Source organism: Halorientalis sp. IM1011, assembly GCF_001989615.1.
Lineage (GTDB): Archaea > Halobacteriota > Halobacteria > Halobacteriales > Haloarculaceae > Halorientalis.
Window position 1 is genome coordinate 81,165 of the sequence record NZ_CP019069.1, and the last position, 25,462, is coordinate 106,626.

Below are 25,462 nucleotides of genomic sequence, written 5' to 3' on the forward strand. Positions count from 1 at the left end.
AGCGCCACGGTGCGACAGCGAACTCGCAGCACGTGGACTCAAAATCATGAGCGTCGAAGTACGTGAAGCAACGCAGTCGGATCTGGAGCACTGGAACAGCTACGTCGAGCAGTCCCCGTGGGCTGGGCTCTTTCACCGCACGGAGGCGTTGTCGGCGCTCGCTCGTCATACCGAGTGCGAGCTCGTCCGTCTGGTGGGGTTCAAGGGACAGGAACCGGTCGGAATCTTCCCGGTCTTCGAGATACAGAAGGGCCCAGTCACCGCGGCGGTGTCACCGCCGCCCGACGTGCGGGTGCCGTATCTGGGTCCCGCCCCGCTGAACCTCGGCGGGCTCAAACAGCGCAAAGCCGAGCGCCGTCACCGTCGGTTCGTCGAGGCGGCGCTCGACTGGATCGACGACCGCCTCGACCCGCAGTACACGCATCTGCGCCTCCATCGGGGCTACCCCGACCTCCGGCCGTTAACGTGGGACGAATTCGACACGGAACCGGCCTACACCTACCTCGTCGACCTTTCGGTCGGGAGAGAGGACCTGCTCGATTCGTTCAGCCGCGACGCTCGAACCAACATCCGTGACGGACGAGAGGACGACCGCATCGCGATCTGTGAAGGCGGCCGTGCGAACGTGCCCTTCATCCTCGACCGGGTCAGGGACCGCTACCGGGCCCAGGGCATCGACTTTCGGCTCCCGACCGCACTCGTCACGGATCTCTACGACGACCTCCCCGAGGGTGCGATTCGCCCGTACATCTGTCGCGTCGACGACCGGCCCGTCGGCGGGATCCTGGCCTGTGAACACGGCGACACCGTCTCTCGGTGGCAGGGCGGCGTCAAGACCGACGCCGACGCACCCGTCAACGACCTGCTGGACTGGCGGGTGATGGAAGACGCCGTCGACCGCGGCTGTACCACCTACGACCTCGTCGGCGCGAACGACCAGCGCATCAACGAGTACAAGGCGAAGTTCAACCCGGAACTCCAGCCGTTCTACAGCGTCGAGCGCGGGTCGACGATCCTGACGCTCGCGACCCACCTCTACGACCGCATCCGGTCGGCGTCGGTGACGCCTGCAAAGTGAGTGCCGGACTGGCCGACTGGATTAGAGATCGTAGCCCCAGGTCCGCAGTATCTCCTCGGCGTCGTCCAAGTGTGCCATCCCCGCCAGATAGATCGCCTCGCGTGCGTCCGTGCGCGAGAGGTCGACGCCGAGTCGGTCCTCGAGCGTCCGTTCGGCGTCGACGGCGCGGTCGTGAGTCTCCTGCTGGACGAACAGCTGGTGGACCTCCGGCCGCTCGTCTTTGACCCGATCCCGCCGCAAGACGAGCGGGAGTTCGTCACGGTCGAGTGGCCCGTCGTCCTCGGCCGCATCACTCCCCTCCTCTGGTTCCGTGCCGCCTTCGATGGCCGGGTCCGTCTCGGCATCGTCTTCTAGGGTCGCCGCTCGACTGTCCGAGGACTCACTGCGTTCGTCCTCGCTCTCCTCACTATCTCGCGGGTCGCTTCGCTCCCCGCTCGATTTCTCCGAGGACTCGCTTCGTTCGTCCTCGTCGTCCTCACGCTCACGGTTCGCTTCGCTCTCCGTTCGCGATTCCGAGGACTCGCTTCGCTCGTCCTCGCTATCCCCAAACGGATCAGACGCACCGGACTTCATGCGACAACCCCCTCTTCGTCTTCACGGAGATCCCCGGACGTGAGTTCAACGTCGAACTGCGCCGAGACGAACCGCGCGAGTTCGTCGAACGCCGCCAGCGTCTCCCGCTCGCGCTCGGGCCGGTCGTTCGTCGCGACGTAGTCGAACGCGGTCGTCTGTGCGTCCCAGGCCCCGTTGAGCATCGCCTCGCGAACCGGGATCTGGACCGGCGAGACGGGATAGGACACCTCCGAGAGGGCCTCCTCGTACTTGTCGCGCATCCGCGTCCGCCGCACTTTGTTCGGAACCACTGCGACCACGCCGACTTCCGTGTCGACGTCGGCCTCCAGATTCGAGACGGTGTCTTCCAGCCCGCGCAGCGACTGCTCGCCCTTCGGCGAGAGTTCGAGCGGGATCACGACGTTCGCAGTCGCAGAGACGGCATTGTAGACGTGTTGCCCGCCGGTCGCGGGCGGATCGACGATCACCACGTCGTAGGTCTCGGGCACACCGGCGTCGCGGATCACCCGGCGCAACTGCAACTCCTTGACGAACCGGCCGCCCATGTCCTGTTCCATCTCCTGGGCGCGCTGGAGGTTCGTCTCCAGACTGTCGAGCATGTTGTGGCTCGGCACCACGTCCAGTCCGTGGCTGGTCGTCCGGACCAGCTCCTCGAACTCGCCGTTGGGGCGGTCGATCAGATGCCGGACGATGTTGTCCACGTCGGGATCGGCGCGCTCCTCGTCGACGCCGAGGTGGTGACTCGCGCCGCCGTTCTGCGGATCGAGGTCGATCAGCAGCGTCCGCTGGCCGTGGCGCTGGTGGGCCGCCGCCAGATTGACCGCCAGCGCCGTCTTCCCGACGCCGCCCGCCTCACTCCACAGCGCGTACGAGATCATATGATGCACTGCACACACTAACTGATCATAAATATTCGTCAGACGTACTGACCAGACTGTCCAGTAATACTGAACAATAATACTGGCCAGCATTACTGATCAGAAATACTGATTAGTATTATTGGCCAGAGCGACTGACCAACAACACCAATCAGAAGAACTGCCCAGGAATAGTGGCCAGAAGAACCGACTCTCCGTTCGGATCAATAATACCGATCGGTATTACTGTCCAGTCATACCAATAGTACGATTCGGGCCCCACTAAAGGTACTCGTCGAACACCGACGCCAGTTCCTCACGCACGAGGTCGGCCATCGCGTCCGCGCGCGCCTGGCGGCGCGTGCGCTCGTCGAGGTAGTTGCGTTCGGACACCGACGGATCGCTCGACCCCTGCGCGTCGGCTACGGCCGCCGTATCGGCCGTAATCGACGGCCGCTGGGCCCTGTACAGTCGATACCAGGTCCGCCGGCCCATCTTCGGTTTCGGTGGCTCGCCGTCGACGGTCACGTCGGCCCGTTCACCCAGATCCCGGAGCCAGCGGCGGGCAGTCTGGGTCGTGATCGGACCGCCTTCGGGCGACGGAAGCAGGTGGCCCGACCAGTCGCTCGCCTGCAGGCGGTCGATTCGGGCCCGCACGGCCTCAACGCCGACGAGAATCGCCACCGTGTTACGGGTCCGCCGGGCGTTCTTCCGTTCGCCGGCCGCGAAGGTGACGTGTGGCGTGTCGCCGTCGGGCGGATCGATGACCAGCTGATCGACGTGCAACTGGCAGGCTTCGACGGGACGGAGGCCCCAACCGGCGAGAAAGAGGAGCAGGAACCGCTCGTCGGCATCCGCGACCGAGAGGAGAGCGTCCAGTTCGGGCGTCGACAGCGCCGGGTGATCGTACACCGGCCGGCGGTCCCAGCCGAACCGCCGCGTGAGGTTCCGGGCAGGGTTGTACGTCGCTCGCCCCGTCTCTTCGAGGTAGGTGTACCAGTTTTTCACTGCCGACACGTACTTGCGCTTCGAGGCGAGCGTCCCGAGGCGGTCGTCGAGAACCCGGAAGACGGCCTTCGTGCGGGCGATCTCGTCGGGTTTCGCGCTCTCGTCCAGCAGCGGCGAGAGGAGATCAGCGCGGTCGTGAGTGTTGCTGTAAGTCGTAACGTACGTTCGAAGGCGCGCGCGACGCGAGTCGACGGTGGACTCGGCGCGGTCGCGGTCCCGGGTCAGTTCGGTGACGTACCCCTCCAGCGCGGCCGTCGTCGGCTCGTGCGCGAGTCCCCAGGGATCGCCCTCGCCGCCGTCCGGTGGGAGACCGACCTCGTCGTAGAACTCGCCGGGCGAGAGCCCGTAATCGCGGCGCAGTCGCTCGACGAACCCCGAGTAGTTCGACTTCAACCACGCGTAGGGCGGCGTCTCGCGGTCGGGGTCGATCGACAGCTCCTCGTCGGCCGCCATCGCCGGGCCGATCTCCTCGCGATAGAACGACTCGAACTCCGCCAGCGAATCGAAGGCGGCGTAGCTCGTCATAGCTGTCTCGCGTCGTCCGCGTGGTTGGCTGTATCGGTCGATCTCACTATTTCCAACGATCGTATCGAGAAACCTAACTGTTGTGGTGTCTTGGTGTCCAACGCAGACAACCATACAACACGCGTATGCCGCCAATTTATGATTGTCGGGAATAAACCGTATGTCGATATACCGTTTTCACGACGGGCGGCAGACGAGTAAACCACCGTAGGAGGGTTCCGCTACTCCAGTTCCACGGTCGGTGGCTCGCCGTTCCAGCCGTACGAGAAGACGACGAACAGCACGGTCAACAGGCCGATCCCCACGAGTCCGAGTTTCAGCAGTTTGGTGAGCGTTCGGATCACGTCCCTAGATTCGGGTGACAGGACCAAGTAGTTTCATGTCCGGTCCCGAGACTGTCGAGTTCGGGTGCCTACGTCTGTGGGGTCAGATCGTCGGGTCGTCCGGGGTCAGGTCGAGAGTCGAGGCGGTCGAATTCGGCCTCGATGGCTTCGATCCGCCGTTCGATGCGATGTTCGGCTTCGGTCATGCGGCGTGTGAGTTCTTCGAGTTCCTCGGTCGTGCGCTCCCGATCCGGAGACGCACAGCACCACCGGATATGGGTGTCGAGTCGGCGGTGTGAGAGGATCCTGTAACATTCTGGACAGCGTGGCATGTATTACCGTGAGTACTCCAGCCGTATCCTTCATCGTTCGCCCAAATCCTTTAGGGTGGTACGGCCGCCCACCCGTGCCGGCCTTGGGTTTTATCAGCGGGTTCGTGGTACCACTACTCGGTCGGTCGCGTATCACTGACCGACGGCAATCATGAGTCACCAGGGAGACGATCCGAAGGGATCACGTGAGCGACAGCGCACCGGAACGCCGCCCAGCCAGCCACAGCAGACGAGCCAACAGCCGCCCCGACAGTCACAGCCGACACAGTGGCAGGGCCAGACCCAGGGGACACCCAGCCAGCAGCCCCAGCAGGAGTTCACACAGGGACCGGGGGGTGGCCAACAGATCGGAGGCGGCCGACAGTCGAGTGGGCAACAACCTAGCGAGCGACGATCGAGCGGCCAGCGGGGCGGAATGCCACCGGGCGGGACACAGCAGCCAGGTGGTGGCCAGCAGCCGCGTGGGCAGCCACAGGGTGGTCGCCAGCAGGGGGGACAGCCGCCACAGTCCGGTGGACAGATCGGAGCGCAGGGAGGCGGAGCGATGGGTGCCGGTCAGCCGGGAGGATTCACGCAGCAGGCGAGCGCGATGCAGTCGGCACCCCCACGAGCGACTGGCGGCGCGGCCGCACCGCCACGGGGTCGTCGGATGGCACCGGCGAGCGTCGAGGAAGTCATCAGCACCGACGTGATCACCGCCCGTCGTGACACACCGATCCCCACGGTCGTGTCGCTACTGCGCGAAAACGACGTGGGCTCCGTGATCGTCGTCGAAGACGACGGGGAGACGCCAATCGGCCTCCTCACGGACCGCAAGATCGCGCTCGCGATCGAGTCCGAACCCGATATCGCCGATCTGACCGCGGAGGAACTCGTCTCGACGGACCTGCTCACCGGACGGACCGACATGACGGTGTTCGAGGCCCTCGATCAGCTGAAGGAGGCCGGCATTCGCCGGCTTCCCATCCTCGACGAGGACGGTTCACTCGTCGGTATCGTCACGCTCGACGACCTGCTCGTCCTGTTCGGGAGGAATCTCAACGACGCAGCCGAGATCATCGCCACCCAGACTATGAGCCACTCCTGACGGAGCCGGCGGCCTCACGGCCACCGCCCTCGATGGTCCCCAGTCCATCGCCACGAGTCGCTCGTTCTGCCATTCGAATACCGGATAGTTGCAAACTCGATTCGTTTGCGTTCCAGTTCGAGTCACGTAGCTGCAAGGCGTTACAGTAGTACGTTCGTAATGCAGTCGAATAGGTGTCGGTCGATTGCCGAATCGGTGCCCGGAGCGCATGGTGTCGGTCTGCATCTGCAGGCAGCAGCCATTCCCCGACGAGGACCGTACGTCGGACGAACTATGGTAGAACTCACAGAGGAAGACGAGGGGAAGACGGTCGTTCGCGGCGACGAATCGGTCGGGCGGGTCGTCGAAATAGATCACGGCACGGCTTACATCGATCCGGATCCCGGAATCACCGACACGATCAAATCGAAACTCGGGTGGGGCGAACGGGAGAGCGAGGACACCTATCCCCTCCAGGAGGCCAGCATCGAATCGGTCACCGACGACGAGGTGCGGCTCGAAGGCGATCTGTAGCGGCGGGTAACCTTTTTCGCGGCGTCCGGACGAGTTCGAGCGACAGCCCTGTCGTGCACTCGGACCCGATGGATCCGTCGTCCGAGTATCGGGGTAGAAGAAACCGATTACTCGATGTAACGCTCGATTACCGCCGGACGGCAACGGACCGATGGACCGGGCGGGTGGGGGTTTCGCGAGGGCGGCGTAAGTGGAGAAAAACTTTTGGTAGCGGTACTGTAACGGAACCACGAGACAGATGAGAAATCCCAACGTGTCACAGCGTGACCACGCTACCGCTTCACAGTCTCTCGGTCACCGGACACAACCGTACGTCGTCCACCACGACTTCGACGGGCCGTCGGAGCTGACCACGACGCTCGCACACGCCATCGCCGACGTGACCGGTTTCGACGTGACCGAGACCGGGTTCACCCTGAGTGACTACGTCGATCCGGCGGCGCTGGACCGCCTGTTCGCCCCCAAATCCGACGGAACACCGCGGACGAACGGCCACCTCGGGTTCACGATCTGGGACTGTCAGGTCACCGTCTACAGCACCGGACAGATCGTCGTCACGCAGACCCAGCCCCAGAACGGCGGCCGCAACCAGCAGAATCCGACTCCTCGCTGAACCGTCGGTCGTCGGCTACGCTCGGTCTCCGATAGCGACTGCGACGGGGAACGCGCCGGCGGCGGACAACAACCGCTTACCGAGGGACGAAACCGACAACCGACGGCTATGGGGGTGAACGATAGCGGTTGTTTATAGCGACGCCAGCGGACGACACGCACGCACCGGTCGGAACGCGGTAGGCCACTCGCCTGCACGCACCGGACGGCAGACGCAGATCGCTTATCCATCTATGAGCCAGCAACGACAGACCCAGCGAGAGACCGGCGAGTCGAGCGAGCAGACGGAAGAACTCCAGCGGACACTGATGGAGAACGGGCGCAAAGCCATGCGGCAGTTCGTCGAACTGCCGCTCCAGCAGAGCCTGCAGTTCCAGCGCAGCGCGGCGGAACTGTTCGTGAACGGACTGGAGGCACAGAAGTGGGCCCAGGAGCGGGGGATCGAACTCACCAAGAACACGATGGGCAACTACCTCCAGACGCTCGACGACGTCACCCAGAACGCCGAGGAGCTGGCCAAGACCGAGATGGCAGCGGGCCAGCAACAGGGCCAGGCGATACAGCAAGCCATGGGCCAGTTCCAGGGCGGCCGGGGAATGCAACGACAGCCGTCGGGCGGCCAACAGATGGGCGGTCAGCAGTCGACCCCACAGCGGTCCCCCGAGATGGGACAGCAGACTCCGACAGGCGGAGTCCAGCAACCGCAGGGGTCACAGCCCCAAGAGATCGGGCAACAGCAATCTCAGCAGCCGGGCGGCCAACAGCAACCACAGCCCCAGGAAATCAGGCAGCAGCCACAACCACAGGGGCTGGGTCAGCCACAGCCTCCGGAGATCGGGCAGCAGCGACCGCCGCAGATCCAGGGGCAACAACGGCCGCTCGGGCAGCAGCCGTCGCCACAGCAGCCAGCGACGGAGCAGTCGCCCACACCGCAGGAAGGCGAACGACAGACGAGGCCCGACCCCACGGAGGCCTCACAGCAGGGTTCCAGAGCCGAAGGGAAACAGGCGGACGGGCCGGCACAGAAAGAATCGCCGCCCGAGACGCAGTAACGCCGACGAATCGGCCGTTTTTTCGGTCCCGCTCGATCAGTCCTCGGTCCAGTACATCAGATCCTCCTTCGGAACGTCGCAGTTCGGGCACGTCGGAGGGAGGTCGCCGGCGATCTCGCCCATCTCGCCACAGCCGATACAGCGCCACATCAGTTCGGCCTCGCCGAAGGCGTGGCCGGATCGGGCGTGTTCGATGCTGAGTGACTCCACTCCGTGTCGGACGGTCAGGTAGAGGCCGCCGTCCTCCATGCCGCGGACGGTGCCCACGGCGTGTCCGGCCTCCGTGTACAGCGTCTGTCCGAACGCGAGATCGACCTCGTCGGGATCCGTCGATTCTGGGGTTTCACCTCGGCCGCTCATACCCCGGATTCGGGACGGACCGGCAAAAAGTGTCTGTCGGGTCGGCCGTCATCTTAGAACGACTGCTCTTCGTGATCGAGTTCGGTGTCGTTGGTCGCGCGGTCGCTGTATGATTTTCGGCCGACGGCCTCCTCACCGATCATGTTGAGGACGCTCTGTTGGACCTCGTCGGCGGACTCGTAGGTCTGGTCGTCCTGTGTGTCGAGTACCGACTGGAGTTCGACCGTGCCGTTCGCGTGCTCGATCTCGCGGTCACCGTGGGCCGCGAGCAAGTCCTCGTTCGTCAGCGGGTACGATTCGGCGTCGAGTTCGTCGTCGAGACCGCCGAAATCGAGACCCATATCGCGGTCTTCTGTCACTGTGCTCACCGACAGCCCGTACCACGCCGACGGACAAAAGGGGTCGGGCCGCAACTCCGACGGGAGCGTCAGGTCGGTTCACCCTCCGACTCGAGTTGTTTCCCCGTCTCGGGTTCGTCCTTCGTCCTGGGGTCGTCCTTCGCCCGGAGTTCGACGTCGGTCCCGGTCGTCCGCTCGATGCGGTCCGTGTCGATCCGATAGGCGTCCTCGTCGTACCCCTCCCACTTCAGCGTCGTCTTGACCCGGTCGACCAGCGACGGATCGGGTTTGACGTAGATCCCCTCGGCAGTCACGTCCGTCACGATCCCGATATCGTTACCTGCCGCGTCGACGACCGTCTTCCCCTCGTCGGTCTCGGTGAGCGTCGGCCGTTCCTTTGCCATGGTACCACTGGTCACGGTACGCGGGGAGCAGCCATAACTCTCCGGGGCGGGAGCGTCGGGCCGGAACGCCGGCGGGTTCGGCCAGCCGGCTGATTTGAGTGACTTGGGCCTGCAGGCTCGGTGTTGATCCGGGTTGGCGGTGTATCGGCCACCGGTGAGACCCATGAGTTTCCACGCGCGAACGGTCCTGCAGGTCGAGGTACCGGACATGATCTCGTCGACGATCGCCGACGTGGTCGCGTTCCTCCCCCGACTGATCGGTGCGTTACTGATCCTGCTGATCGGCTGGGCGATCGGGATCGCGATCGGCAAGGTCGTCAGCAAGGTGACCGATAGCGCCGAACTCGACCAGCTGGTACTCGATACGCCGCTCGGGAGGATGCTGGGGGGAACGGAAAAGGCCGTCTCGCGGGCGTTCGGGGCCACGGCGAAGTGGTTCGTCGTCGCCCTGTCCGTCCTGGCGGCCGCGGACGTGCTGGCGGTCACGTTGCTCTCGGAGTGGATCCAGACCGCGGTGTCGTACCTCCCCGCGTTCATCGGCGGGCTGGCGGTCATCGTCGCCGGGTTCATCGTCGCGGACTTCATCGGCGACGCGATGATGCGAACCCGGGCGGCGACCCAGACGGCGTACACGTCCTGGTTCGCCACGGGCACCCGGATGTTCCTGTATTTCACCGCGGTCGTGATCGGCCTCGACACGATGGGGATCGACGTGAGTATCCTGTTCGTGTTCGCCCGTGCGCTGGCCTACGGGCTCGGCGCGGCGATCGCCATCGGCCTGGGCGTCGCGTTCGGGTGGGGCGGCCACCGCTACGTCGCCAACAACATCGACCGCTGGATGGGACAGGCCTCCAACGGAGCACCGCGCCCGTCCGGCTCACCCGAAGCCGACGGGGGAGCGCGAGACCGGCCCGCTCCCGGCAATCGGGAGCCACCCGTACCAGACGACCGGGACCCGACCGCGTCGGACGACCGAACGGAGGACTGACAACGGAACTCGACAGCCTGCGGGCACCAGCTGGCTGATACGCTGGCTCGGACCAGCCGGCGTTCGGGCCGTGTCCCCTGTTTCGCCGAGCTTTCCCACCTGTCAACGCGGGCTCAGGAGCGGGTACTGCCGCGTTACCACACGTAATCAGTGTATAATAAAACGTCCGTCCGTTCTGGACTTCCCATGGGCACGATCGTGGAGGCACAGGTCCCGGCGTCGGAGTTCGCGCTCGGTGACACGGTAGCATCGGTTCCGGACGTCTCCTTCGAGCCCGTCCGAACAGTCTCGGCCGGGACGGAGCGACCGTTACCGTTCCTGTGGGCCGCAGCCCCGGAGTTCGACCGCCTCGACGAGGCGCTGCGTGCCGACGAGAGCACGGCCGACGTACACCGACTGGTCCGTGACGGGAACCACGTCCTCTACGCCGTCCGCTGGCAGTCCCGCGTCCGCGCGCTCGTCCAGCTCGTCGCCGTCGAGGACGGCACGCTGCTCGACGCCCGACTCCACGACGACACGTGGAAGCTGCGCGTCCTCTTCCCGGAGAAGGCGGCGATGTCGTCGTTCTACGACACCTGCCGGAACTACGGCCTCGACATCGACGTGAACCGGGTGAACGGCCTCGAAAGCGTCGTCCGGCACGGCGGAACGCGACTCTCCCCCGAGCAGTACGAGGCACTCTCCGAGGCGCTGGAAGCTGACTACTACGGCGTCCCGCGGGGTTCGACACTGGTCGAACTGTCCGACCGCCTCGACGTCTCCCACCAGGCCGTCTCCGAGCGACTCCGGCGGGCCCACCAGTCCCTCATCGAGTCGTCGCTCCACGACGGCCTCACGCCGGACGAGCCACACCCCTGACCGGGATCGCCCCCGCCGGGCGACGTCGGAAATCCGGCAGTATTCCGCTGGTCCCGGTAGCGACGGGACCGTGACGGGGCGGCCTCGGCAGGTACTTCCCAACAGTCCGGCTCACCCGAGCCGGTCGCGTCCCTCGGTACCTTCGTAGGCAAGTCCGGCGTTCGGGGGGCGACGGCCGGCGAGGACGACGTTCGTGACGCCCCCGAGCAGGAAGATCAGCGATGCGAAGTAGAGCCAGGTGATGAGCAGGAGGACGCCGCCGAGGACGCCGTACAGTTCCGCGGTCGAGGAGAGGGAGATGTACAGTTGAAAGAGCAGTTGCAGGAGCGTCCAGCCGACCACGGTGACGATCACACCGGGCACCGCTTCCAGGGGCTCGATGTCCACGTCCGGGAAGACGTAGTACACCGGGTAGAAGACGGCCGACAGCGCCGCGATCAGAAAGAGGACGTTGAGAACGCCCAGGAACGGAAGCTGTGGGACCATCGCGAAGATCAGGCCGGCGAACAACATCGCGAGCGTCGCGCCGGCCATCGCCGAGATCACGATCAGCGCGTCGGTCACCTGCCCCCGGAGCGGGCGGCGGCCCTCCGTGTCGTACAGCTGTGCGAATGCGGTATCGAGCCGACGGAACAGCGTGGTCGCACCCCACAGCAGCGCCACGAGCCCGAGTACGGAGAGTCCGAGTCGACCGCTGGCGCGGGTCAACGCGTCGTAGACCACGTTCTGTCCGGCCGGGGAGAGGTACTGTCGGGTCAGCGACAGTACGACGGCGACGAGGCGATCACCGCCGAGCCACGAGAGGGCAATTACGATCAGTAACAGGAGCGGGAGCAGGGAGACGAACGCGGAGTACGCCAGACTCCCGGCCATGAAGGGCACGTCACGCTCGCGAAACTCGGTGACGATCACGCGGACGACGGTGGTCGCCTCGCCGACCCGATCGGGAAGCGCGTTACTCATCGCGCACACCGCCGTCGGCGTCGTGACTCGGGCCACATCCGTGCTAGCACGTGGGATGGCAGGCACTTATCAGTCGCGGGGCATCGCCCGGTCGATAGCTCGGTTCCTTGCAGTGGCTGGCCGCGGGTTTTCCCGTCCGGACGTGGAGCGATCAGTCGCTGCTCCGCGCAGCCGTGATTCCCATGCACCCCGAGGAGACCCGACCGAAAGGCGGCGACACGACCGATAACGGCGACGGCGTCACCGACGGCGGCGACGGCCACCGTTCGCTGTGGCTGGCCGAGGAGTCCGAGACCCAGTACGGCCCGCTGACCGACGACCTGACCGTCGACACCGTCGTCGTCGGCGGGGGAATCGTCGGTATCACGACGGCCTACCACCTCGCGACCGCCGGGCAGTCCGTAGCGCTGCTCGAACGCGACCGCCTGCTCGGCGGGACGACCGGCCACACGACGGCGAAACTCACCTCGCTGCACGGCCTGCGGTACGCCGACCTGCTCGAACGCCGGGGAGAGACCCGGGCCAGGGAGTACGCCGAGGCGAACGAGGCCGCCATCGACCGCGTCGAGCGACTGGTCGACGACCTCGGCGTCGACTGTGAGTTCGAACGCACCGAGGCGTACACCTACGTGACGGACCGGGATCGGGTGTCCCGTGTACGGGAGGAAGTCCGGGCCGCGGAGCGACTCGACCTCCCCGCGTCGCTCGCCGAGACGACCGATCTCCCGTTCGAGATCGCGGGCGCGGTCCGGTTCGACTCGCAGGCGCGGTTCGATCCCGCGACCTACCTGCAGGAGCTCGCGGCCGCGACGGCAGATTCGGGTGGCCGGCTCTTCGAGCGGACGACGGCGACGGGCGTCTCGGGCGGGTCGCCCTGTCGCGTCGAGACCGACCGGGGGACGATCACGGCCGACGCCGTCGCGGTCGCGACGAACTTCCCGATCACGGACCACGCGGGGTACTTCGCACGGATGACGCCCAAACGGTCGTACGTCCTCGCCGTTCGCCTGCGGGACGAACCGCCGGAGGGGCTGTACTACGATCCGACGGAGCCGTACTTCTCCGTCCGGCCGCGGCCGGGCGACCGCGACTCGCTGGCGCTGATCGGCGGGCAGAACCACCGCACTGGACACGGCGGCAGTACCGCGGCCCGCTACCGCCGACTCGAATCCCAGGCGCGCGACCGGTTCGACGTCGAGGCCGTCGAGTACCGCTGGTCGACCCAGGACTTCCGGACGTTCGACGACGTGCCGTTCGTGGGGACACTCCCGGTGTTCGACGAGGGCGTGTACGTCGCGACGGGGTTCGGTGGCTGGGGGATGACCAACGGCACCGCGGCGGCACGGCAGCTCGCGGACCGCATCCTCGGTCGCGATCCGGAGTGGAGCCGCGTGTTCCGACCGACGCGAGTCACGCTCGGCGTCGGACCGTTCGTCTCCCACAACGCTCAGGCCGCTCGGCATCTCCTCTCCGGGCGGTTCGGGCAACGGACGACGCCGCCCGCGGCCGCGCTCGATCCCGGCGAGGCGGGCGTCTTCCGCCGCGACGGGGAACAGGTCGCCGCCTACCGCGACGCGGACGGGCGACTGTACACCCGGTCGGCGGTGTGTCCCCACCTGGGCTGTCTCGTCGAGTGGAACGACGGCGAGCGCTCCTGGGACTGCCCGTGTCACGGCTCCCGGTTCGACGTGGACGGGACCGTCCTCGACGCGCCCGCGGTCCAGGAACTGGAACCGGTCGACGTTCGACCCACCCGGACGGAGCGCGACCGGCGACCGTCGGCCCCGTCGGAGGAAGATTGAGGAGGCGGGCCGCCGGCCGTCACGGAGGCCCGGACTGCGACTGAGATACTGGTATCGGGTCGGCGACGGACCTCAGCGTTGCTGCTGGAAGCTCCCGCCGGTCTGCTCCTGTTGACCCTGTTGCTGGCCTCGCTGTTTGTACTGGAGGCCGCCCCGTGACTGCTCGGATTCCTGCTGGCCCTGCTGGGGCTGCTGTTGCTGACGCTGCTGGGGTCGTTGCTGTTGTTGATCCTGCTGGGGCTGCTGTTGCTGGCCCTGCTGGGGCCGTTGCTGGCTCATCGGGGACTGTTGCTGACCTCTCTGTGGCTGTTGTTGCCCCATCCGAGATTGCTGTCCCTGCTGGCGGCCCTGAATCTGTGGCTGTTGCTGTTGCCCCATCTGAGACGGCTGTTGTCGACCCATCCGGGACTGTTGTCCCTGCTGTGGCTGCTGTTGTCTCATCTGGGGTCGCTGTTGACTCATCTGTGGCTGCTGTTGGCCTATCTGTGACTGTTGCCGGCCGATCTGTGGTTGCTGTTCCCGCTGGAACTGTTGCTGGCCCCCTCGCTGGCGGGACTGGGCCTGCTGTCCCTGCTGGGTGCCCTGTCCCCGGATTTCGCCGCCGAACTGCTCGCTCTGGCCCCGCTGTGGCATCTGCTGGGACTGTTTTTTCTGGCCGGACTCCTGCTGGGACTGCTGTGGTTGCATGCCAGCCTGGGACTGCTGAGAGTGCTGTCCCTGTGCCAGCCCGATCTGCTGTCGAAACTGTCGTTTGCCCTGCTCGCCCTGCTGGTCGTGCTGCTGGGGTTGTTGCTCGATCTGCCCCTGCTGTCGTCCCTGTTGGCGCTGCTGTTGCTGGCGTCCCTGCTGGCCGCCCTGTTGCTGTCTCTGCCCTTTCTGGCCCTGATTCTGCTGGCCCTGGCCCTGCTGATACTGTTCGGTCTGGTATGGATTTTGCTGGTTCATGGGTTCGTCTGTGGCTGCTGTCAGCTGTGTATCGGCTCCCGTTCCGGGTGAGGAAGCGGTCCCGGGACGGCGTTACCGGAGTCCGTCGCTACCCCGTCGGTGGCTGCCACCGCGCCGCCATTAACCGTTTCGTCGGTTCCGGGTTCTAAGGCGACGTTACTCCGTTTCGTCGGGAGTTGGGGCCGGCTAGAACCCCTGTGTCATGCCGCCGGAGGCGCCACCGGACTGCATTCCGCCGCCTCCCATTCCGCCACCACCCATTCCGCCGCCGGCTCCCTGCGTCGTGCCCATCCCCTGCTGGATCTCCTGCATCGTCTGCCCGAGAACCTGCGCGCACTCCTGACAGTGGCTGCGGTCGTGCTGCCCGCACTCCTTCGCACAGGCCTGGGCGGCCTGCTGGAAGGTCTGAAGGATCGATCCGGCGAACCGAGAGTTCTTCGGGAGCAGAGCGATGGCCGCCTCGCCGATCTCCGTCACGTCCTCACAGAGCCGGATGCACTCCACCATCTGCGGATTGCTCTCCTGAATGCACTGGTCCGCACACCAGCCACACACGTCGATAGCGCGTGCGATGCTTTCGGCGAGTTGCTGGGGCTGGCCGGGCTGTTGCTGGGAGCCGCCCTGGGACATCCAGCCCTGTGTCTGTCCGTACTGCTGTCCGCCCTGTGTGCCTGTCGACTGCTGGAACTGGCCCTGGGTCATGATCTGACGGGCGAAGACGCCCAGCGGGAGTTTCACTACCCGGTCAATAGGTATATCTCGGTTATCGCCAGTAACGGCGGCGTATCTGCTCACACCCCCGGAACGCCGGCCGCGTCGAACGTCGTCACCCCGAGGGCAGCGAGGATGGCGACGACCACGAGCGAGGCGATCCAGGCGATCAGTGCGATCCCGATGGCCTTGAGCCAGCCGCCGGGGTACCGGTAGTTGATGACGGCGATGTACGCGATCAGCGCGACGAGTGGGCCGAGCAGGGGAATCCAGCCGATAAACAGCGCGACGAATGTCCAGACGATCGCCCCGATCAGTGCCGTGACGAGCGCGTAGGTGTAGTCGTCGGTGTTGGTGATCACCCGCGCCCCGACGTAGATGCCGAGCGCGCCGATGAGGAGGCTCACCACGAACACGATGATGGAGTCGATGACGGCCATGCCGCCACTCACCCACCACGTACCGTTGTTATTGGGAGGTTTCCCGAATCGACGGCTCGACGGGCGAAACCCCGGACGCGTCAGGGTTCGACCCATCCACCGTCGGCAGCTGCGCGCTGGACGGCGTCGAGCAGTCGCTGGACCGCCAGCCCCGCCTCGAAGTCGGGGTCGTACGGGTCGTCGGCCGCGATCGCGCGCAAGAACTCGTAGTTCTCGTGGACCACCGCGTGCTCCCAGCCGAGGACGTGCCCCGGCGGCCACCAGTGGTCCGCGTAGGGATCGTCGGCCTCGGTGACGAGCTCCCGCTCGAATCCGCGACTGTCGGGCCATCGGACGAGGAGTTCGTTGGGGCGTTCGAGCGACCAGCGCAGCGCGCCCTCGGTCCCGTCGAGTTCGATCCGGTGGTCGTTCTTCCGCCCGGGCGCGACCCGAGAGACCTCGACGGTTCCCGTCGCGCCGTTCTCGAAGGCCAGCTGCGCGGTGGTGGCGTCGTCGACGGTGACCGACTGCGTGCCGTCGCCCTCGGGATCGGGCCGTTCGTCGACGAACGTTCGGGTGTGACCGCTGACCCGGGTCACGTCGCCGACGAAGTAGCGCGCGAGGTCGAGCGTGTGCGCGCCGAGGTCGCCCAGCGCGCCGCTGCCGGCGAGGTCGGCGTCCAGCCGCCAGGACCACGGGGCCGTCGGGTCGACGAGCCAGTCCTGGAGATAGCGGCCGCGGAACGCACGGATCTCGCCGAGTTTCCCGGCCTCGACGAGTCGCTTCGCGCGCGCGACCGCGGGCAGAAACCGGTAGTTGAACGCGACGGCGGCGGTGGCGTCGCTCTCGCGCGCGGCGGTCGCCATCCGTTCCGCGTCGTCGAGGCTGTCCGCGAGCGGTTTCTCACAGAGGACGTGGACGCCGGCGTCGAGCGCCTCGATCGCCGGTTCGGCGTGCAGGAAGTTCGGGGCGAGGTTGTAGAACACGTCCACGTCGTCGATGGCGTCGCGCCAGCCGGTCGCGGTCTCGGTGAATCCGAGCCGGTCGGCGGCGTCGTCGAGGGCCGCCTCGTCGCGTCCGATCAGGATCCGCCGTTCGGTCTCGGGGGTATCGGGGAAGAACATCGGGAGCCGCGCGAGGGCGTTGGCGTGGGCCCGGCCCATGAACCGGTAGCCGAGGAAGCCGATCCGGAGCGTCACGCCCAGAACGCCTCCCCGGGTTCGGATTCCAGCAGGACCCGGTCCAGTAGCTCGACGGCCTTCTCGAGGCCTTCCTGCGGGCTCGTCAGGGCGTCCTCGTGTTCGATGCTCACCGCGCCGTCGTAGCCCACCAGACGCAGGGCGGTGACGATGCGTTTCCAGTGTTGCTCGCCGTGGCCGTACCCCACCGTTCGGAACAGCCACGACCGCTCGGCGGGCCGGTCGTAGGCCGTCGTGTCGAGGACCCCGCGGGTTCGCTGCCGGGACTCGTACAGTTCCGTGTCTTTGGCGTGGACGTGGTGGATCGCGTCGCGCTCGCCGAGCCAGCGGATCGTCGCGACCGGATCGATCCCCTGCCAGTAGAGGTGCGAGGGGTCGACGTTCGCACCGACCCGTTCGTTGGTCGCGTCGCGGAGGCGAGCGAGGGCGTGGGGTTCGTGGGCGAGTGTATTCGGGTGCATCTCGATGGCTACGTCGACGCCGTGTTCGGCCGCGAGGGCGGCCACGTCGGTCCAGTACTCGGTGGCGCGGTCCCACTGGTACGCGAGGGCGTCGGCGTGTTCGGGCGGCCAGGGGGCCGTGATCCAGTTCGGCGTCACGTCCTCGGGGCTGCCACCGGGGAGTCCGGAAAAGCAGGTGACGGCGGCCACGTCGAGTGCGTCGGCGAGGCGGATCGCCCGGCGGAGTTCGCGGTCGGCCCGGTCGGCACGGTCGTCGTCGGGGTGGAGCGGGTTGTTGTGCGTCGCGAGCGCGCTGATCGACAGGTCCCGGTCGTCGAGAGTCGTGTCGAGGGTCGCTCGTTCGTCCGGGTCTTCCAGCAACGTGTCGGGGTCGAGGTGGTCACTCCCGGGGAAGCCGCCACAGCCCAGTTCCACGGCGTCGACGCCCAGGTCGGCGAGGTAATCGAGTGTGTCCTCCAGGGGGCGCTCCCCGAGGGGGACGGTCAGGACACCGAGGTCCATACCTGTCGTTCCACGCGCGGCCGGTAATAGTTCACCCCGGCGTGGGAGTCTCCTCGGGTGGCGCGCTCGGGACTCCCCTCACCGCTGGGGGCGGGAGCGGCCGTCGGCACCGTCGTCGGTTCGGGAGCGATTGACGTCGAGTTCGGCTTCGAGCGCGCGGAGTCGGCGGTACATCCGTCGTTCGGACTGAGATATCCGGCGGTCGAGACGCTCGATTTGCCGTTCCGTATCGTTGTCCAGTGCCGTGCAGTACTGCTCGTGCGTCGCGAGTCGGTCGTACGGGACCGGCCGCTCACAGCCAGGGCAGGTCGGCATGTGTCGTCCGTAGTACAACCGCTCACGGCTTCACTCTTTGGTCGCCTGCGGGAGGTGTTCCGGAACGGAGGCTGGCGGAGTCGGGAGACGGCGGCGTCAGACCTTTCGCCGTGAATAACACAGGAGTTGTATGGTCCTGCAGATCGGCGTCATCGGTGTCGGCGGACTCGGCTACCTCCAGGCCAAGACGTACGCTGAACTCGGGAGCGTCGATATCGTCGCGGCCGCGGACGTCACTGCGGACGCTCGCGACCTCTTCGAGCGAGAGTTCCACGCACCGGCCTACGAGACGTACCGCGCACTCCTGCACGAACACGGTGCCGAACTCGACGCCGTCACCATCGTCACACCCCACACCCTCCACTACGAACAGACCATGGCCTGTCTGGAATCGGGCCTGCACGTCCTCGTCGAGAAACCGATGGTCACGGACGTGGGCCACGCCAAAGGGCTCGTCGAGGCGGCTGCCGATCGCAATCTCGTCCTGCAGGTCGGCTACCAGCGCCGGTTCCACGACGGGTTCAGGGAGATCGACCGGGTGCTCCGGAGCGGTCGCATCGGCCGCCTCCGCGCCGTGGACTGTTTCGTCAGTCAGAACTGGATCGACAACCACCGCGGCACCTGGCGGGTCGATCCCCAGCTGTCCGGCGGCGGCCAGCTCTACGACACCGGCTCACACGTCCTCGACGCTCTCGTCTGGCTCTCTCACGCCCAGCCGACGGCGGTGACTGCCCAGATCCAGTACGCCATGCCCGATATCGACGTCGACAGCGTGTTGACGGTCAGACTGGAGCGCGACGCCGAACCGATCCTGGCGAGCGTCGCCATCGTCGGTGACGGCGTCGACGCCACTCCCCGGGAGGGATACCGGTTCTGGGGAACCGACGGGACCATCTCCTACATGGACGACGAACTGGAGATCGACGAACAGAACGGCGCAGCCTACCGGACCGAGATGGCCATCGACGCCGACTTCGACACGCTCAACCGCCGGAAGCTCCGGAACTTCGTCGACGCAATCGAGGGGACGGCCGAGTTAGCCGTCCCCGGAACCGTCGGGCTCACCATCACCGCGCTCACCGAAGCGGCCTACGAGGCGGACGCGACGGACTCTACCGTGTCGGTCCAGTCGGTCGTCGAGAACGCCACCGTCCAGCAGTGAGATTCCGGCGCGATTCCGCCTGCGTCAGCCACCCGGCACGACCCGGCGCGCGAGCCAGCCGAGGAAGGGTGCCACGTCGCGCTGGGACGTGAGGCGGTACTCGGCGGCGGTGTCACGCGAGCCGACGTGGACCCCGACGTCACCGGCTGTGAGGACCCGGAAGACGTCCTCGTCCGTGGTATCGTCGCCGAGATAGACGGTCCGATACCCGTCGGGAAGCCGCCCCTGCATCCAGCGCACCGCCTGCCCTTTGTCCCAGTCGATGCGCGGCCGTATCTCGACCGATTTGCGCCCGGAGACGAGTTCGAGCCGATCGTCCAGTTCCGGAGAGAGCGCATCGATGCGGTCGGTCACGACGGATTGCAGCGCCGCCGGGACCCGTCGATAGTGGACCGTCAGCGAGAGCCGCTTGTCCTCGATCTGGCAGCCGGGCACGTCACCGAGCGCCTGCCGGAGAACGGTCCCAGCGTGGTCGAGGGCGGGCCTGTGACGTTCCACCTCGGGATGGAGCTCTCTCGTGTCACCCCATACCAGTTCGAGCCCGTGATTGCCTGCGTAGACTGCATCCGTGATTCCGGTGCGCGAGCGGAGATCGTCCAGTTCGCGGCCGCTCACGATGGCGACGACGGCGTCGGTCCGCGCGGCGAGACCGCCGAGGGCGGCCGCGTTCGCGGTGGTGATCTGCGGGTGATCGGGATCCTTCGCGATGGGTGCGAGCGTGCCGTCGAAGTCGGTGGCGACCAGCAGTCCCGATCCGCGTTCCAGTCGCGCCGCGATCTCGCCGAGATGGGAAGCAGCCGGTCTCGTTCCGCGCTCGTGTGCTGGCGGCCGTGTTCGACGCTGTGAATTCGGCCGGCGCTGGTAATTGGTATCGTTAGTCACGGGTCGTAGGTCACGCGGGACGACGATGTACCGGAGACCGCCGTTCGCCCGGTCGGAGGCACTGGTTGACCCACGAATCGAGGGTCTGTTCGGTAACCGCCCGACGGAGGCCGTCCATCCGCTGTCGTCGCTCGTCGTCCGGCATGGCGAGGGCGTCCTCGATGGTCGTGGCGAAGTCGGGCACGTCCAGGGGGTCGATCGCGAGTGCGTGGTCGCCGAACTCGTCGTACGCACCGGTCCCTCGACTCAACAGGAGGACGCCCGGGTCGGAGCCCTGCGCGGCGACGTACTCCTGGGCGACGAGGTTCATCCCGTCCCTGAGCGGGCTGACGATGGCGAGGTCCGCCTCGCGGTAGAGCCCGAACAGTTCGGCCTGTGAGAGGTGCGCCGTCGTGTAGATGACCGGTTGCCAGTCGTCGGTGCCGAACCGATCGTTGAGCCGCTCGACCCGATCCTCGACGGTCGCCCGAATCTCCCTGTACGCCTTGATCTCCTCCCGGCTGACGCTCCCGACCTGCACGTAGGTGAGGTCACCGCGGAGGTCGGGATTGTCGGTCAGGAGCCGTTCGAGCGCGCGGAGGCGTTCGGGGATTCCCTTGGTGTAGTCCAGTCGGTCGACGCCGACACCTAGCGTCACGTCGTCGGCGATTCCGTGCTGTTTCCTGAGACGGGCCGGGAACGCGGTCGCGGCCGCAGTCCCTACGGTGTCGCGAACGTCCTCGACGGGAACGCCCATCGGATTAGACTGGATGGCGATCTCACGACCGCGATACGCGATCCGTCGGTCGGACCAGTCGACGACGGCATCGTCGACGGCGGTCGCGACGCACTCGAGGAAGTTCTGGACGTAGCGTTCGGTGTGGAACCCGATCCGGTCACAGCCGAGTAGCCCCCGGAGAAGATCCTGTCGTCGCGGGCAGGCGCGGAACGTGTCCCACGCCGGCCAGGGGATGTGCCAGAACTGCGCCACGTCGACCGCCGGGCCGAGTTGCCGTCGGACGATACGCGGCGCGAGCGCGAAGTGATAATCGTGAAACCAGATCGTCGTCTCGTCGAGTCGGTCCCCGGGCGCGCTCGCGATTGCATTCGCGGCGAATCGCTCGTTCACCGTCCGATAGGTGTCCCAGAACGCCCCCTCGCAGTTCACGTGACCGAGAAACGAGTGACAGAGCGGCCACAGCACCTGGTTGCTGAACCCGTAGTAATAGTTCTCCACCTCGGCGTCGGAGAGCCAGACGCGTCGCAACGTGTATCGTTCGTCCGTCGGCCCCGAGTCGGTTCGAGGGGGTGCCCCGGACGAATTTCGAGGGGGCGCCCCGGACGAATCGGTGTTTTCCGATAGATCCTCGGCTGGCGGGACCGCGACACAGCCGTCGTCGTCGACGACTTCCTCGTCGGCGTCACCGTCCCCCCAAGCGATCCACGTGCCGCCGAGTTTTCGCATCACCGGATCGAGACCCGCAGTGACACCTCCCGTCGGTCGGTCCACAGTGATCGCCCCCTCGTCGAACTCGTGACTGTACGGCTGTCGGTTCGACACTACGATCAGATCGCGAGCCACGTTTCGATCAGGCGGCCCATGCCCCGCTCCTATGTCGCGTTGCGGTTGCCGTGTCGATTCCCGATTCGACGATCCGGGACCACCGGTCCCGGTTCCGTTCGGCCGTGGTGGCGTATGGTCGTACATGATCCCGAGAGATACCGTAGTCCGGACCGGAGTGCAGGTTTTGCCGGACCAAGCCGGTGGTGCTTGCATCTGAAAGGACGATCCCGGTTGGACGACGGATCCCCTGGTCACGGTCGATGCCGACAACGGGTCACGGTCGATGCCGACACCCGGACAGAATCGAACTCCGTCCTCGGTGAGTCACGGCGAAGCGGCAGTGGGAGCCGACCGGATCCTTGCCACTTCGTTTCGTATTCACAGCTATTTACAGTCGTATGGCTGTAAAGTTGGAGCGACAGACAGGAGTAGCGTTCACGAGGGACGAGTCAGTGGCGCGCGCACACCGGGTTTCCGGTGAAACGGGTGGTAGAGAGGGGGTGTGGAACGAGGGGTGTTTGTTCGAGGCGAGGTGGTATTTGGAGCGCGCGCACACCGGGTTTCCGGTGAAACCGGGGCAGAAGGGGACTGGGGAGGGAGATCCAGCGGGGGACGAGGGAAAACACCCTAGAAACAGACACACACCGGATTTCCGGTGAAAGTCTATGCTAGAGCGGCCAGTAGTACCGAAATCCGCTGAGATATTGTGGCGCTAGAGACTGAGCTAGAGACTGGGCTTCCGCTAGCACTATCTGAATAAAACTGGATAAAATTGATAACTGTGTTTAATTACATTAGTTTTATATACTACAAAGGAGTAAAGTCCATTGATTAGATCACAACCATTAGAGTGATAGCTGGCGCTATCACGTAGAGCGGAAGCTGCCATCCGAAACGATCCTCTTCGAGTGGTGTGGTTCTCGCTTTCGGTATCGTTCTTCGCTCCAGCTCTCGCTGTCACGCTTGCTTCCACTCTCGGTTCGATTCCTCTGTCACCGTGATCTCCCTCCGTTCTGGTCCGTAGCTTTCTCGTTGAGAGGTCTACTCCGGCTTCAGACGGCGCTTCGACCGACGATACTCCTGCAGACAACGTGCAACCGACGACACTCTCATCGACGACCTCACTGGCGACGGCTCCCCACCGACGATCCCTCAACCCCCGTTTCAACTGCACCCCTCCCCCTCCAACCCCCCATTTCACCGGAAACCCGGTGTGTGTCTCTAACCCGATTCTTTATAAACCATTTCACCGGAAACCCGGTGTCCGATTTCGAAATTTTACAAAAGTTATAATACATAAATTCTCCATCCAGTTTCTGGCTTCGTCCATCGGTCGTCAGTGTCCCGACATCTCACTGGGATTCACTTCTCGATCGTCGTCACCAACTGGTCTTTCTGAACCGGTCGGTGCCGGCTACCCCTCGTTAGCCTGAACGTACGTTCGAACGTCTCGGGTAATTGGTGTATAACTATAGACGAAAATTCATAACGAGAATACGGACCCATGTTCGACCTGACTGGTTTCCAACGAGACATCATGTACCTGGTTGCGGGGTTAGACGACCCACACGGCCTCGCGGTCAAGGACGAACTCGAGAAGTACTACGAATCGGAGATACACCACGGCCGCCTGTATCCGAACCTGGACGAACTGGTGAAGAAAGGCCTCATCAAGAAAGGCAAGAAGGATCGACGTACCAACGTCTACAAACTCACCGACCGCGGCGTTCGCGAGCTTCAGGACCGTCGGGACTGGGAAGACCAGTACCTGCAGGACAAACAGGCCATCCCGACGTAACGGCCCACGTAGCGATCCCGACTATTTTTTCGACCCGTCCGACCAGCCAGTTACGGATCGGCAGTTCCTGACAGCGTCAGTGACTCTCACCGACGCCGATCGCACATGGACCGGGTAACAAACCGTCCATCTCCCGTCGATCGGAGTCGATGCTACCGTCCCGGGAGACGCGATCGGCGCTATCGGCGGACCACCACAGCTGGCTCCGGTCCGTCTCGCTGCCCTGGATACTCGCTCTCGTCGCGAGCAAGTCGGGCGATCTCGTGACGACCGTCGTCGGACTGGCGGTCGTCGACGGCCTCACGGAACGCAATCCCGTGGCCGGTACTGTCTTCCGCCAGTTCGGCGTCGTCGGACTGTGCGTGATGACCGCCGCCGTGTTGCTCGTCGTCGTCCTCGTCGTCGAGCATGCTGCATCGGTCCTCGAACGTCACGACGATACCTCGGTCGGGCCAAACACCGTCTATTTCCTGGGATACTTGCCACTCGTTACCGTATTCGGTGCGGCGACGGTGTATAACGCCGTCTTACTCTGTATACACGCCTGACTGCGCCCGGTTGGGTCGGCGTATCGGGCTGCCGTCCGTGGGTTACTGCGCATAACCGGGGTATAACTATCCCACCGGCACGATACGCCCCGGTCGATGTCGCGCCGGTACGGTCCGGCGAAGGGTGATAGCATGGACGAGGCTCATACGACCGACGACGTGGCGGACGATGTACAGGCGGAGCCGGAACTGATCTCGGTGGTCGTCGAGGACGACGACGCGCCCGACCAGTGTACCATCTTCCACCCGGAGTCGTCGGGTGTCGACCGGATGTCACAGTGGATCACTGCGGAGACCGATCTCTTCGTCGATCTCTACAGCGTCCGGTAGAACCAGAAATTCGGTTGTCGGACACTCAGTCGCCGGTCTCAGCCCCGACTTCGATCGCGTGGAGTGCCGAACAGCCGCCGACGGCCAGGACGAGCACGCCCAGGGCGGCGATCGACGCTGCGCCGCCCGCGACCAGGCTGACGAAAAAGAGCGCGGCACCGACGCCGCTCAGCCCGAGATAGTACTCGTGCCAGGGTCGCGTGTCCGGTGACTGGTTGTCCAGATACTCGTAGAGCTGTGGGGCGTTCTCACCGAGAGAGACGATCCCGCGGTTCTGGTTGAACTGGACGATTCCCATGTCGGCCATCTTCGGCAGGTGACACTGGTAGAGGCCCACGTACACCCGCTTGCGCTGGCTGGAGGTGATCGACGCGATGTCCGTGTCGTTTTCCAGCGCAGCGATATGCTCCGCCAGGTCACTGAGTGTGACCTGCTGTTCGTGTTCGCGCAGGTATCTGATCACTTCGCGACGACGCTCGTTTTTCAAAATCTCGAATATGAGATCTAGTGATAGTTCTTCGGCGGGCGACTCCTCACCCCCCTCGGCGCTCGTCGTCGGTTCCGTTGCCGATTCCTCGATCTGCTGTGTCGTTGGTCCCGTTGACCCCGTTTCCTGTGTACTCATGCTCTAATCACCCGTCTCTGGGATCGCACTCGTTCCCCCTCCCAGTCGGTCGTGTACGTCCTACCGGGACGCGTCTCCATTCGCCCCTTTACTGCTGGTAGGCCTCTCCCAATGACCGACGCCACGTGGGAACGCGTTGATTTATCCGCGGCGTCTACACGCACGACAGGCAGGCACTTAATTGTTATTTGTCGTATAAGAAATGAATACTTCACGCTGGCGCTACGATCGGTAAGGATCTGTTTCGGTCTCGGTGGCTAGCGAATCAGCACGGTCAGACAGTAACAGGACGGAGAACAGCAACCGCACGGTCGTATAGTATCAAAAACATTTTCGAAAAATGGGATCGG

Annotated in this window: 31 protein-coding genes; 13 read left to right on the plus strand and 18 right to left on the minus strand. The window is 65.2% G+C overall.

What is annotated here, in order from left to right; all coding sequences use genetic code 11:
* Positions 1-46: 46 nt before the first annotated feature.
* Positions 47-1,078 (plus strand): GNAT family N-acetyltransferase, encoded by a 1,032-nt coding sequence (locus BV210_RS19225; protein ID WP_077208428.1) that lies wholly within the window; start codon positions 47-49, stop codon positions 1,076-1,078.
* A 21-nt stretch (positions 1,079-1,099) separates the two neighbouring features.
* On the opposite strand, the gene BV210_RS19230 is transcribed toward BV210_RS19225, so the two are convergent.
* The 5 genes from BV210_RS19230 to BV210_RS20100 all read right to left on the minus strand — a co-directional run bounded on the left by BV210_RS19230 (position 1,100) and on the right by BV210_RS20100 (position 4,696).
* Positions 1,100-1,651 (minus strand): hypothetical protein, encoded by a 552-nt coding sequence (locus BV210_RS19230; protein WP_077208429.1) that lies wholly within the window; start codon positions 1,649-1,651, stop codon positions 1,100-1,102.
* Positions 1,648-2,529, minus strand: coding sequence for a ParA family protein (locus BV210_RS19235; protein WP_077208430.1), 882 nt, complete (start codon positions 2,527-2,529; stop codon positions 1,648-1,650). The genes BV210_RS19230 and BV210_RS19235 overlap by 4 nt, the downstream gene beginning before the upstream one ends.
* A 261-nt stretch (positions 2,530-2,790) precedes the next feature.
* A complete protein-coding gene (locus BV210_RS19240; protein WP_077208431.1) occupies positions 2,791-4,041 on the minus strand; it encodes a site-specific integrase in 1,251 nt (416 codons plus the stop codon).
* A gap of 221 nt (positions 4,042-4,262) precedes the next feature.
* Positions 4,263-4,385, minus strand: a complete 123-nt coding sequence (locus BV210_RS20800) for a hypothetical protein (protein ID WP_256385569.1) — start codon at positions 4,383-4,385, stop codon at positions 4,263-4,265.
* A 68-nt stretch (positions 4,386-4,453) separates the two neighbouring features.
* Positions 4,454-4,696: a hypothetical protein gene (locus BV210_RS20100; protein ID WP_157526199.1), complete on the minus strand. Its 243-nt coding sequence runs from the start codon at positions 4,694-4,696 to the stop codon at positions 4,454-4,456.
* A gap of 544 nt (positions 4,697-5,240) precedes the next feature.
* Between BV210_RS20100 and BV210_RS20420 the strand changes: the two genes are divergently transcribed.
* From BV210_RS20420 to BV210_RS19265, 4 genes are all read left to right on the plus strand, one after another.
* Positions 5,241-5,783: a CBS domain-containing protein gene (locus tag BV210_RS20420; protein ID WP_172824940.1), complete on the plus strand. Its 543-nt coding sequence runs from the start codon at positions 5,241-5,243 to the stop codon at positions 5,781-5,783.
* Between the two features lie 273 nt (positions 5,784-6,056).
* Positions 6,057-6,296 carry a hypothetical protein gene (locus BV210_RS19255; protein WP_077208434.1) on the plus strand — a complete coding sequence of 80 codons (240 nt, stop codon included), beginning with the start codon at positions 6,057-6,059 and terminating at the stop codon, positions 6,294-6,296.
* A gap of 238 nt (positions 6,297-6,534) precedes the next feature.
* A complete protein-coding gene (locus BV210_RS19260) occupies positions 6,535-6,909 on the plus strand; it encodes a HalOD1 output domain-containing protein (protein ID WP_077208435.1) in 375 nt (124 codons plus the stop codon).
* A gap of 232 nt (positions 6,910-7,141) precedes the next feature.
* A complete protein-coding gene (locus BV210_RS19265) occupies positions 7,142-7,960 on the plus strand; it encodes a hypothetical protein (protein WP_077208436.1) in 819 nt (272 codons plus the stop codon).
* Between the two features lie 36 nt (positions 7,961-7,996).
* Here BV210_RS19265 and BV210_RS19270 read toward each other — a convergent pair whose 3' ends face one another.
* Genes BV210_RS19270 through BV210_RS19280 form a run of 3 tightly spaced genes read right to left on the minus strand, consistent with a single transcriptional unit; the run spans position 7,997 to position 9,062 of the window.
* Complete coding sequence (locus BV210_RS19270; protein ID WP_077208437.1) at positions 7,997-8,320, minus strand: hypothetical protein; 324 nt, start codon at positions 8,318-8,320, stop codon at positions 7,997-7,999.
* Positions 8,321-8,373: 53 nt separating this feature from the next.
* A complete protein-coding gene (locus tag BV210_RS19275) occupies positions 8,374-8,688 on the minus strand; it encodes a DUF5789 family protein (RefSeq protein ID WP_253741753.1) in 315 nt (104 codons plus the stop codon).
* 59 nt (positions 8,689-8,747) lie between these two features.
* On the minus strand, positions 8,748-9,062 hold the full coding sequence (locus BV210_RS19280) for a hypothetical protein (protein WP_077208439.1): 315 nt from the start codon (positions 9,060-9,062) through the stop codon (positions 8,748-8,750).
* 163 nt (positions 9,063-9,225) lie between these two features.
* Between BV210_RS19280 and BV210_RS19285 the strand changes: the two genes are divergently transcribed.
* Both BV210_RS19285 and BV210_RS19290 read left to right on the plus strand, forming a co-directional pair.
* Positions 9,226-10,050, plus strand: a complete 825-nt coding sequence (locus BV210_RS19285) for a hypothetical protein (RefSeq protein WP_077208440.1) — start codon at positions 9,226-9,228, stop codon at positions 10,048-10,050.
* Between the two features lie 186 nt (positions 10,051-10,236).
* Positions 10,237-10,908, plus strand: coding sequence for a helix-turn-helix domain-containing protein (locus BV210_RS19290; RefSeq protein ID WP_077208441.1), 672 nt, complete (start codon positions 10,237-10,239; stop codon positions 10,906-10,908).
* A 111-nt stretch (positions 10,909-11,019) separates the two neighbouring features.
* Here BV210_RS19290 and BV210_RS19295 read toward each other — a convergent pair whose 3' ends face one another.
* The gene (locus BV210_RS19295; protein ID WP_077208467.1) at positions 11,020-11,871 is read right to left on the minus strand and encodes a YihY/virulence factor BrkB family protein; all 852 of its coding nucleotides are present in this window, start codon (positions 11,869-11,871) and stop codon (positions 11,020-11,022) included.
* Between the two features lie 182 nt (positions 11,872-12,053).
* On the opposite strand from BV210_RS19295, the gene BV210_RS19300 reads away from it, so the two are divergent.
* Positions 12,054-13,673 (plus strand): FAD-dependent oxidoreductase, encoded by a 1,620-nt coding sequence (locus tag BV210_RS19300; protein WP_084802742.1) that lies wholly within the window; start codon positions 12,054-12,056, stop codon positions 13,671-13,673.
* Positions 13,674-13,745: 72 nt separating this feature from the next.
* Here the strand turns inward: BV210_RS19300 and BV210_RS20105 are convergent, their stop codons facing one another.
* Positions 13,746-14,114, minus strand: coding sequence for a hypothetical protein (locus BV210_RS20105; RefSeq protein ID WP_157526201.1), 369 nt, complete (start codon positions 14,112-14,114; stop codon positions 13,746-13,748).
* A gap of 51 nt (positions 14,115-14,165) precedes the next feature.
* Between BV210_RS20105 and BV210_RS19310 the strand changes: the two genes are divergently transcribed.
* Positions 14,166-14,669 (plus strand): hypothetical protein, encoded by a 504-nt coding sequence (locus BV210_RS19310; RefSeq protein WP_077208443.1) that lies wholly within the window; start codon positions 14,166-14,168, stop codon positions 14,667-14,669.
* Between the two features lie 135 nt (positions 14,670-14,804).
* On the opposite strand, the gene BV210_RS19315 is transcribed toward BV210_RS19310, so the two are convergent.
* The 5 genes from BV210_RS19315 to BV210_RS19335 all read right to left on the minus strand — a co-directional run bounded on the left by BV210_RS19315 (position 14,805) and on the right by BV210_RS19335 (position 18,224).
* The gene (locus BV210_RS19315) at positions 14,805-15,356 is read right to left on the minus strand and encodes a hypothetical protein (protein WP_077208444.1); all 552 of its coding nucleotides are present in this window, start codon (positions 15,354-15,356) and stop codon (positions 14,805-14,807) included.
* Positions 15,357-15,409: 53 nt separating this feature from the next.
* Positions 15,410-15,769, minus strand: coding sequence for a hypothetical protein (locus BV210_RS19320; RefSeq protein ID WP_077208445.1), 360 nt, complete (start codon positions 15,767-15,769; stop codon positions 15,410-15,412).
* Positions 15,770-15,849: 80 nt separating this feature from the next.
* Positions 15,850-16,947 carry a Gfo/Idh/MocA family protein gene (locus tag BV210_RS19325; RefSeq protein ID WP_077208446.1) on the minus strand — a complete coding sequence of 366 codons (1,098 nt, stop codon included), beginning with the start codon at positions 16,945-16,947 and terminating at the stop codon, positions 15,850-15,852.
* Positions 16,944-17,909, minus strand: coding sequence for a sugar phosphate isomerase/epimerase (locus BV210_RS19330; RefSeq protein ID WP_077208447.1), 966 nt, complete (start codon positions 17,907-17,909; stop codon positions 16,944-16,946). Before BV210_RS19330 ends, BV210_RS19325 begins: the two co-directional genes overlap by 4 nt.
* 78 nt (positions 17,910-17,987) lie before the next feature.
* The gene (locus BV210_RS19335; protein ID WP_077208448.1) at positions 17,988-18,224 is read right to left on the minus strand and encodes a hypothetical protein; all 237 of its coding nucleotides are present in this window, start codon (positions 18,222-18,224) and stop codon (positions 17,988-17,990) included.
* Between the two features lie 130 nt (positions 18,225-18,354).
* Between BV210_RS19335 and BV210_RS19340 the strand changes: the two genes are divergently transcribed.
* Positions 18,355-19,386, plus strand: a complete 1,032-nt coding sequence (locus tag BV210_RS19340) for a Gfo/Idh/MocA family protein (protein ID WP_157526203.1) — start codon at positions 18,355-18,357, stop codon at positions 19,384-19,386.
* Positions 19,387-19,410: 24 nt separating this feature from the next.
* Here BV210_RS19340 and otsB read toward each other — a convergent pair whose 3' ends face one another.
* Positions 19,411-20,268, minus strand: coding sequence for a trehalose-phosphatase (gene otsB / locus BV210_RS19345; RefSeq protein ID WP_077208449.1), 858 nt, complete (start codon positions 20,266-20,268; stop codon positions 19,411-19,413).
* A 10-nt stretch (positions 20,269-20,278) separates the two neighbouring features.
* On the minus strand, positions 20,279-21,808 hold the full coding sequence (locus BV210_RS19350; RefSeq protein WP_172824941.1) for a trehalose-6-phosphate synthase: 1,530 nt from the start codon (positions 21,806-21,808) through the stop codon (positions 20,279-20,281).
* 1,507 nt (positions 21,809-23,315) lie between these two features.
* Between BV210_RS19350 and BV210_RS19355 the strand changes: the two genes are divergently transcribed.
* From BV210_RS19355 to BV210_RS19365, 3 genes are all read left to right on the plus strand, one after another.
* Positions 23,316-23,609 (plus strand): PadR family transcriptional regulator, encoded by a 294-nt coding sequence (locus BV210_RS19355; protein ID WP_077208450.1) that lies wholly within the window; start codon positions 23,316-23,318, stop codon positions 23,607-23,609.
* A gap of 149 nt (positions 23,610-23,758) precedes the next feature.
* Positions 23,759-24,157, plus strand: a complete 399-nt coding sequence (locus tag BV210_RS19360) for a hypothetical protein (RefSeq protein WP_077208451.1) — start codon at positions 23,759-23,761, stop codon at positions 24,155-24,157.
* Positions 24,158-24,289: 132 nt separating this feature from the next.
* Positions 24,290-24,487: a hypothetical protein gene (locus tag BV210_RS19365; protein WP_077208471.1), complete on the plus strand. Its 198-nt coding sequence runs from the start codon at positions 24,290-24,292 to the stop codon at positions 24,485-24,487.
* 25 nt (positions 24,488-24,512) lie between these two features.
* On the opposite strand, the gene BV210_RS19370 is transcribed toward BV210_RS19365, so the two are convergent.
* The gene (locus tag BV210_RS19370; protein WP_077208452.1) at positions 24,513-25,112 is read right to left on the minus strand and encodes a hypothetical protein; all 600 of its coding nucleotides are present in this window, start codon (positions 25,110-25,112) and stop codon (positions 24,513-24,515) included.
* Positions 25,113-25,462 lie beyond the last annotated feature (350 nt).

Bases quoted from the DNA above. Each gene is read 5' to 3' on its own strand.
- BV210_RS20105 (WP_157526201.1), bottom strand. From the start codon at position 14,114: ATGAGACAACAGCAGCCACAGCAGGGACAACAGTCCCGGATGGGTCGA.
- BV210_RS19295 (WP_077208467.1), bottom strand. From the start codon at position 11,871: ATGAGTAACGCGCTTCCCGATCGGGTCGGCGAGGCGACCACCGTCGTC.
- BV210_RS19230 (WP_077208429.1), bottom strand. From the start codon at position 1,651: ATGAAGTCCGGTGCGTCTGATCCGTTTGGGGATAGCGAGGACGAGCGA.
- BV210_RS19240 (WP_077208431.1), bottom strand. From the start codon at position 4,041: ATGACGAGCTACGCCGCCTTCGATTCGCTGGCGGAGTTCGAGTCGTTC.
- BV210_RS19320 (WP_077208445.1), bottom strand. From the start codon at position 15,769: ATGGCCGTCATCGACTCCATCATCGTGTTCGTGGTGAGCCTCCTCATC.
- BV210_RS19355 (WP_077208450.1), top strand. From the start codon at position 23,316: ATGTTCGACCTGACTGGTTTCCAACGAGACATCATGTACCTGGTTGCG.
- BV210_RS20420 (WP_172824940.1), top strand. From the start codon at position 5,241: ATGGGTGCCGGTCAGCCGGGAGGATTCACGCAGCAGGCGAGCGCGATG.
- BV210_RS19365 (WP_077208471.1), top strand. From the start codon at position 24,290: ATGGACGAGGCTCATACGACCGACGACGTGGCGGACGATGTACAGGCG.
- BV210_RS19265 (WP_077208436.1), top strand. From the start codon at position 7,142: ATGAGCCAGCAACGACAGACCCAGCGAGAGACCGGCGAGTCGAGCGAG.
- BV210_RS19340 (WP_157526203.1), top strand. From the start codon at position 18,355: ATGGTCCTGCAGATCGGCGTCATCGGTGTCGGCGGACTCGGCTACCTC.
- BV210_RS19255 (WP_077208434.1), top strand. From the start codon at position 6,057: ATGGTAGAACTCACAGAGGAAGACGAGGGGAAGACGGTCGTTCGCGGC.
- BV210_RS19270 (WP_077208437.1), bottom strand. From the start codon at position 8,320: ATGAGCGGCCGAGGTGAAACCCCAGAATCGACGGATCCCGACGAGGTC.
- BV210_RS19330 (WP_077208447.1), bottom strand. From the start codon at position 17,909: ATGGACCTCGGTGTCCTGACCGTCCCCCTCGGGGAGCGCCCCCTGGAG.
- BV210_RS19370 (WP_077208452.1), bottom strand. From the start codon at position 25,112: ATGAGTACACAGGAAACGGGGTCAACGGGACCAACGACACAGCAGATC.
- BV210_RS19285 (WP_077208440.1), top strand. From the start codon at position 9,226: ATGAGTTTCCACGCGCGAACGGTCCTGCAGGTCGAGGTACCGGACATG.
- BV210_RS19300 (WP_084802742.1), top strand. From the start codon at position 12,054: ATGCACCCCGAGGAGACCCGACCGAAAGGCGGCGACACGACCGATAAC.
- BV210_RS19360 (WP_077208451.1), top strand. From the start codon at position 23,759: ATGCTACCGTCCCGGGAGACGCGATCGGCGCTATCGGCGGACCACCAC.
- BV210_RS19335 (WP_077208448.1), bottom strand. From the start codon at position 18,224: ATGCCGACCTGCCCTGGCTGTGAGCGGCCGGTCCCGTACGACCGACTC.
- BV210_RS19235 (WP_077208430.1), bottom strand. From the start codon at position 2,529: ATGATCTCGTACGCGCTGTGGAGTGAGGCGGGCGGCGTCGGGAAGACG.
- BV210_RS19225 (WP_077208428.1), top strand. From the start codon at position 47: ATGAGCGTCGAAGTACGTGAAGCAACGCAGTCGGATCTGGAGCACTGG.
- BV210_RS20100 (WP_157526199.1), bottom strand. From the start codon at position 4,696: ATGCCACGCTGTCCAGAATGTTACAGGATCCTCTCACACCGCCGACTC.
- BV210_RS19290 (WP_077208441.1), top strand. From the start codon at position 10,237: ATGGGCACGATCGTGGAGGCACAGGTCCCGGCGTCGGAGTTCGCGCTC.
- BV210_RS19260 (WP_077208435.1), top strand. From the start codon at position 6,535: ATGAGAAATCCCAACGTGTCACAGCGTGACCACGCTACCGCTTCACAG.
- BV210_RS19280 (WP_077208439.1), bottom strand. From the start codon at position 9,062: ATGGCAAAGGAACGGCCGACGCTCACCGAGACCGACGAGGGGAAGACG.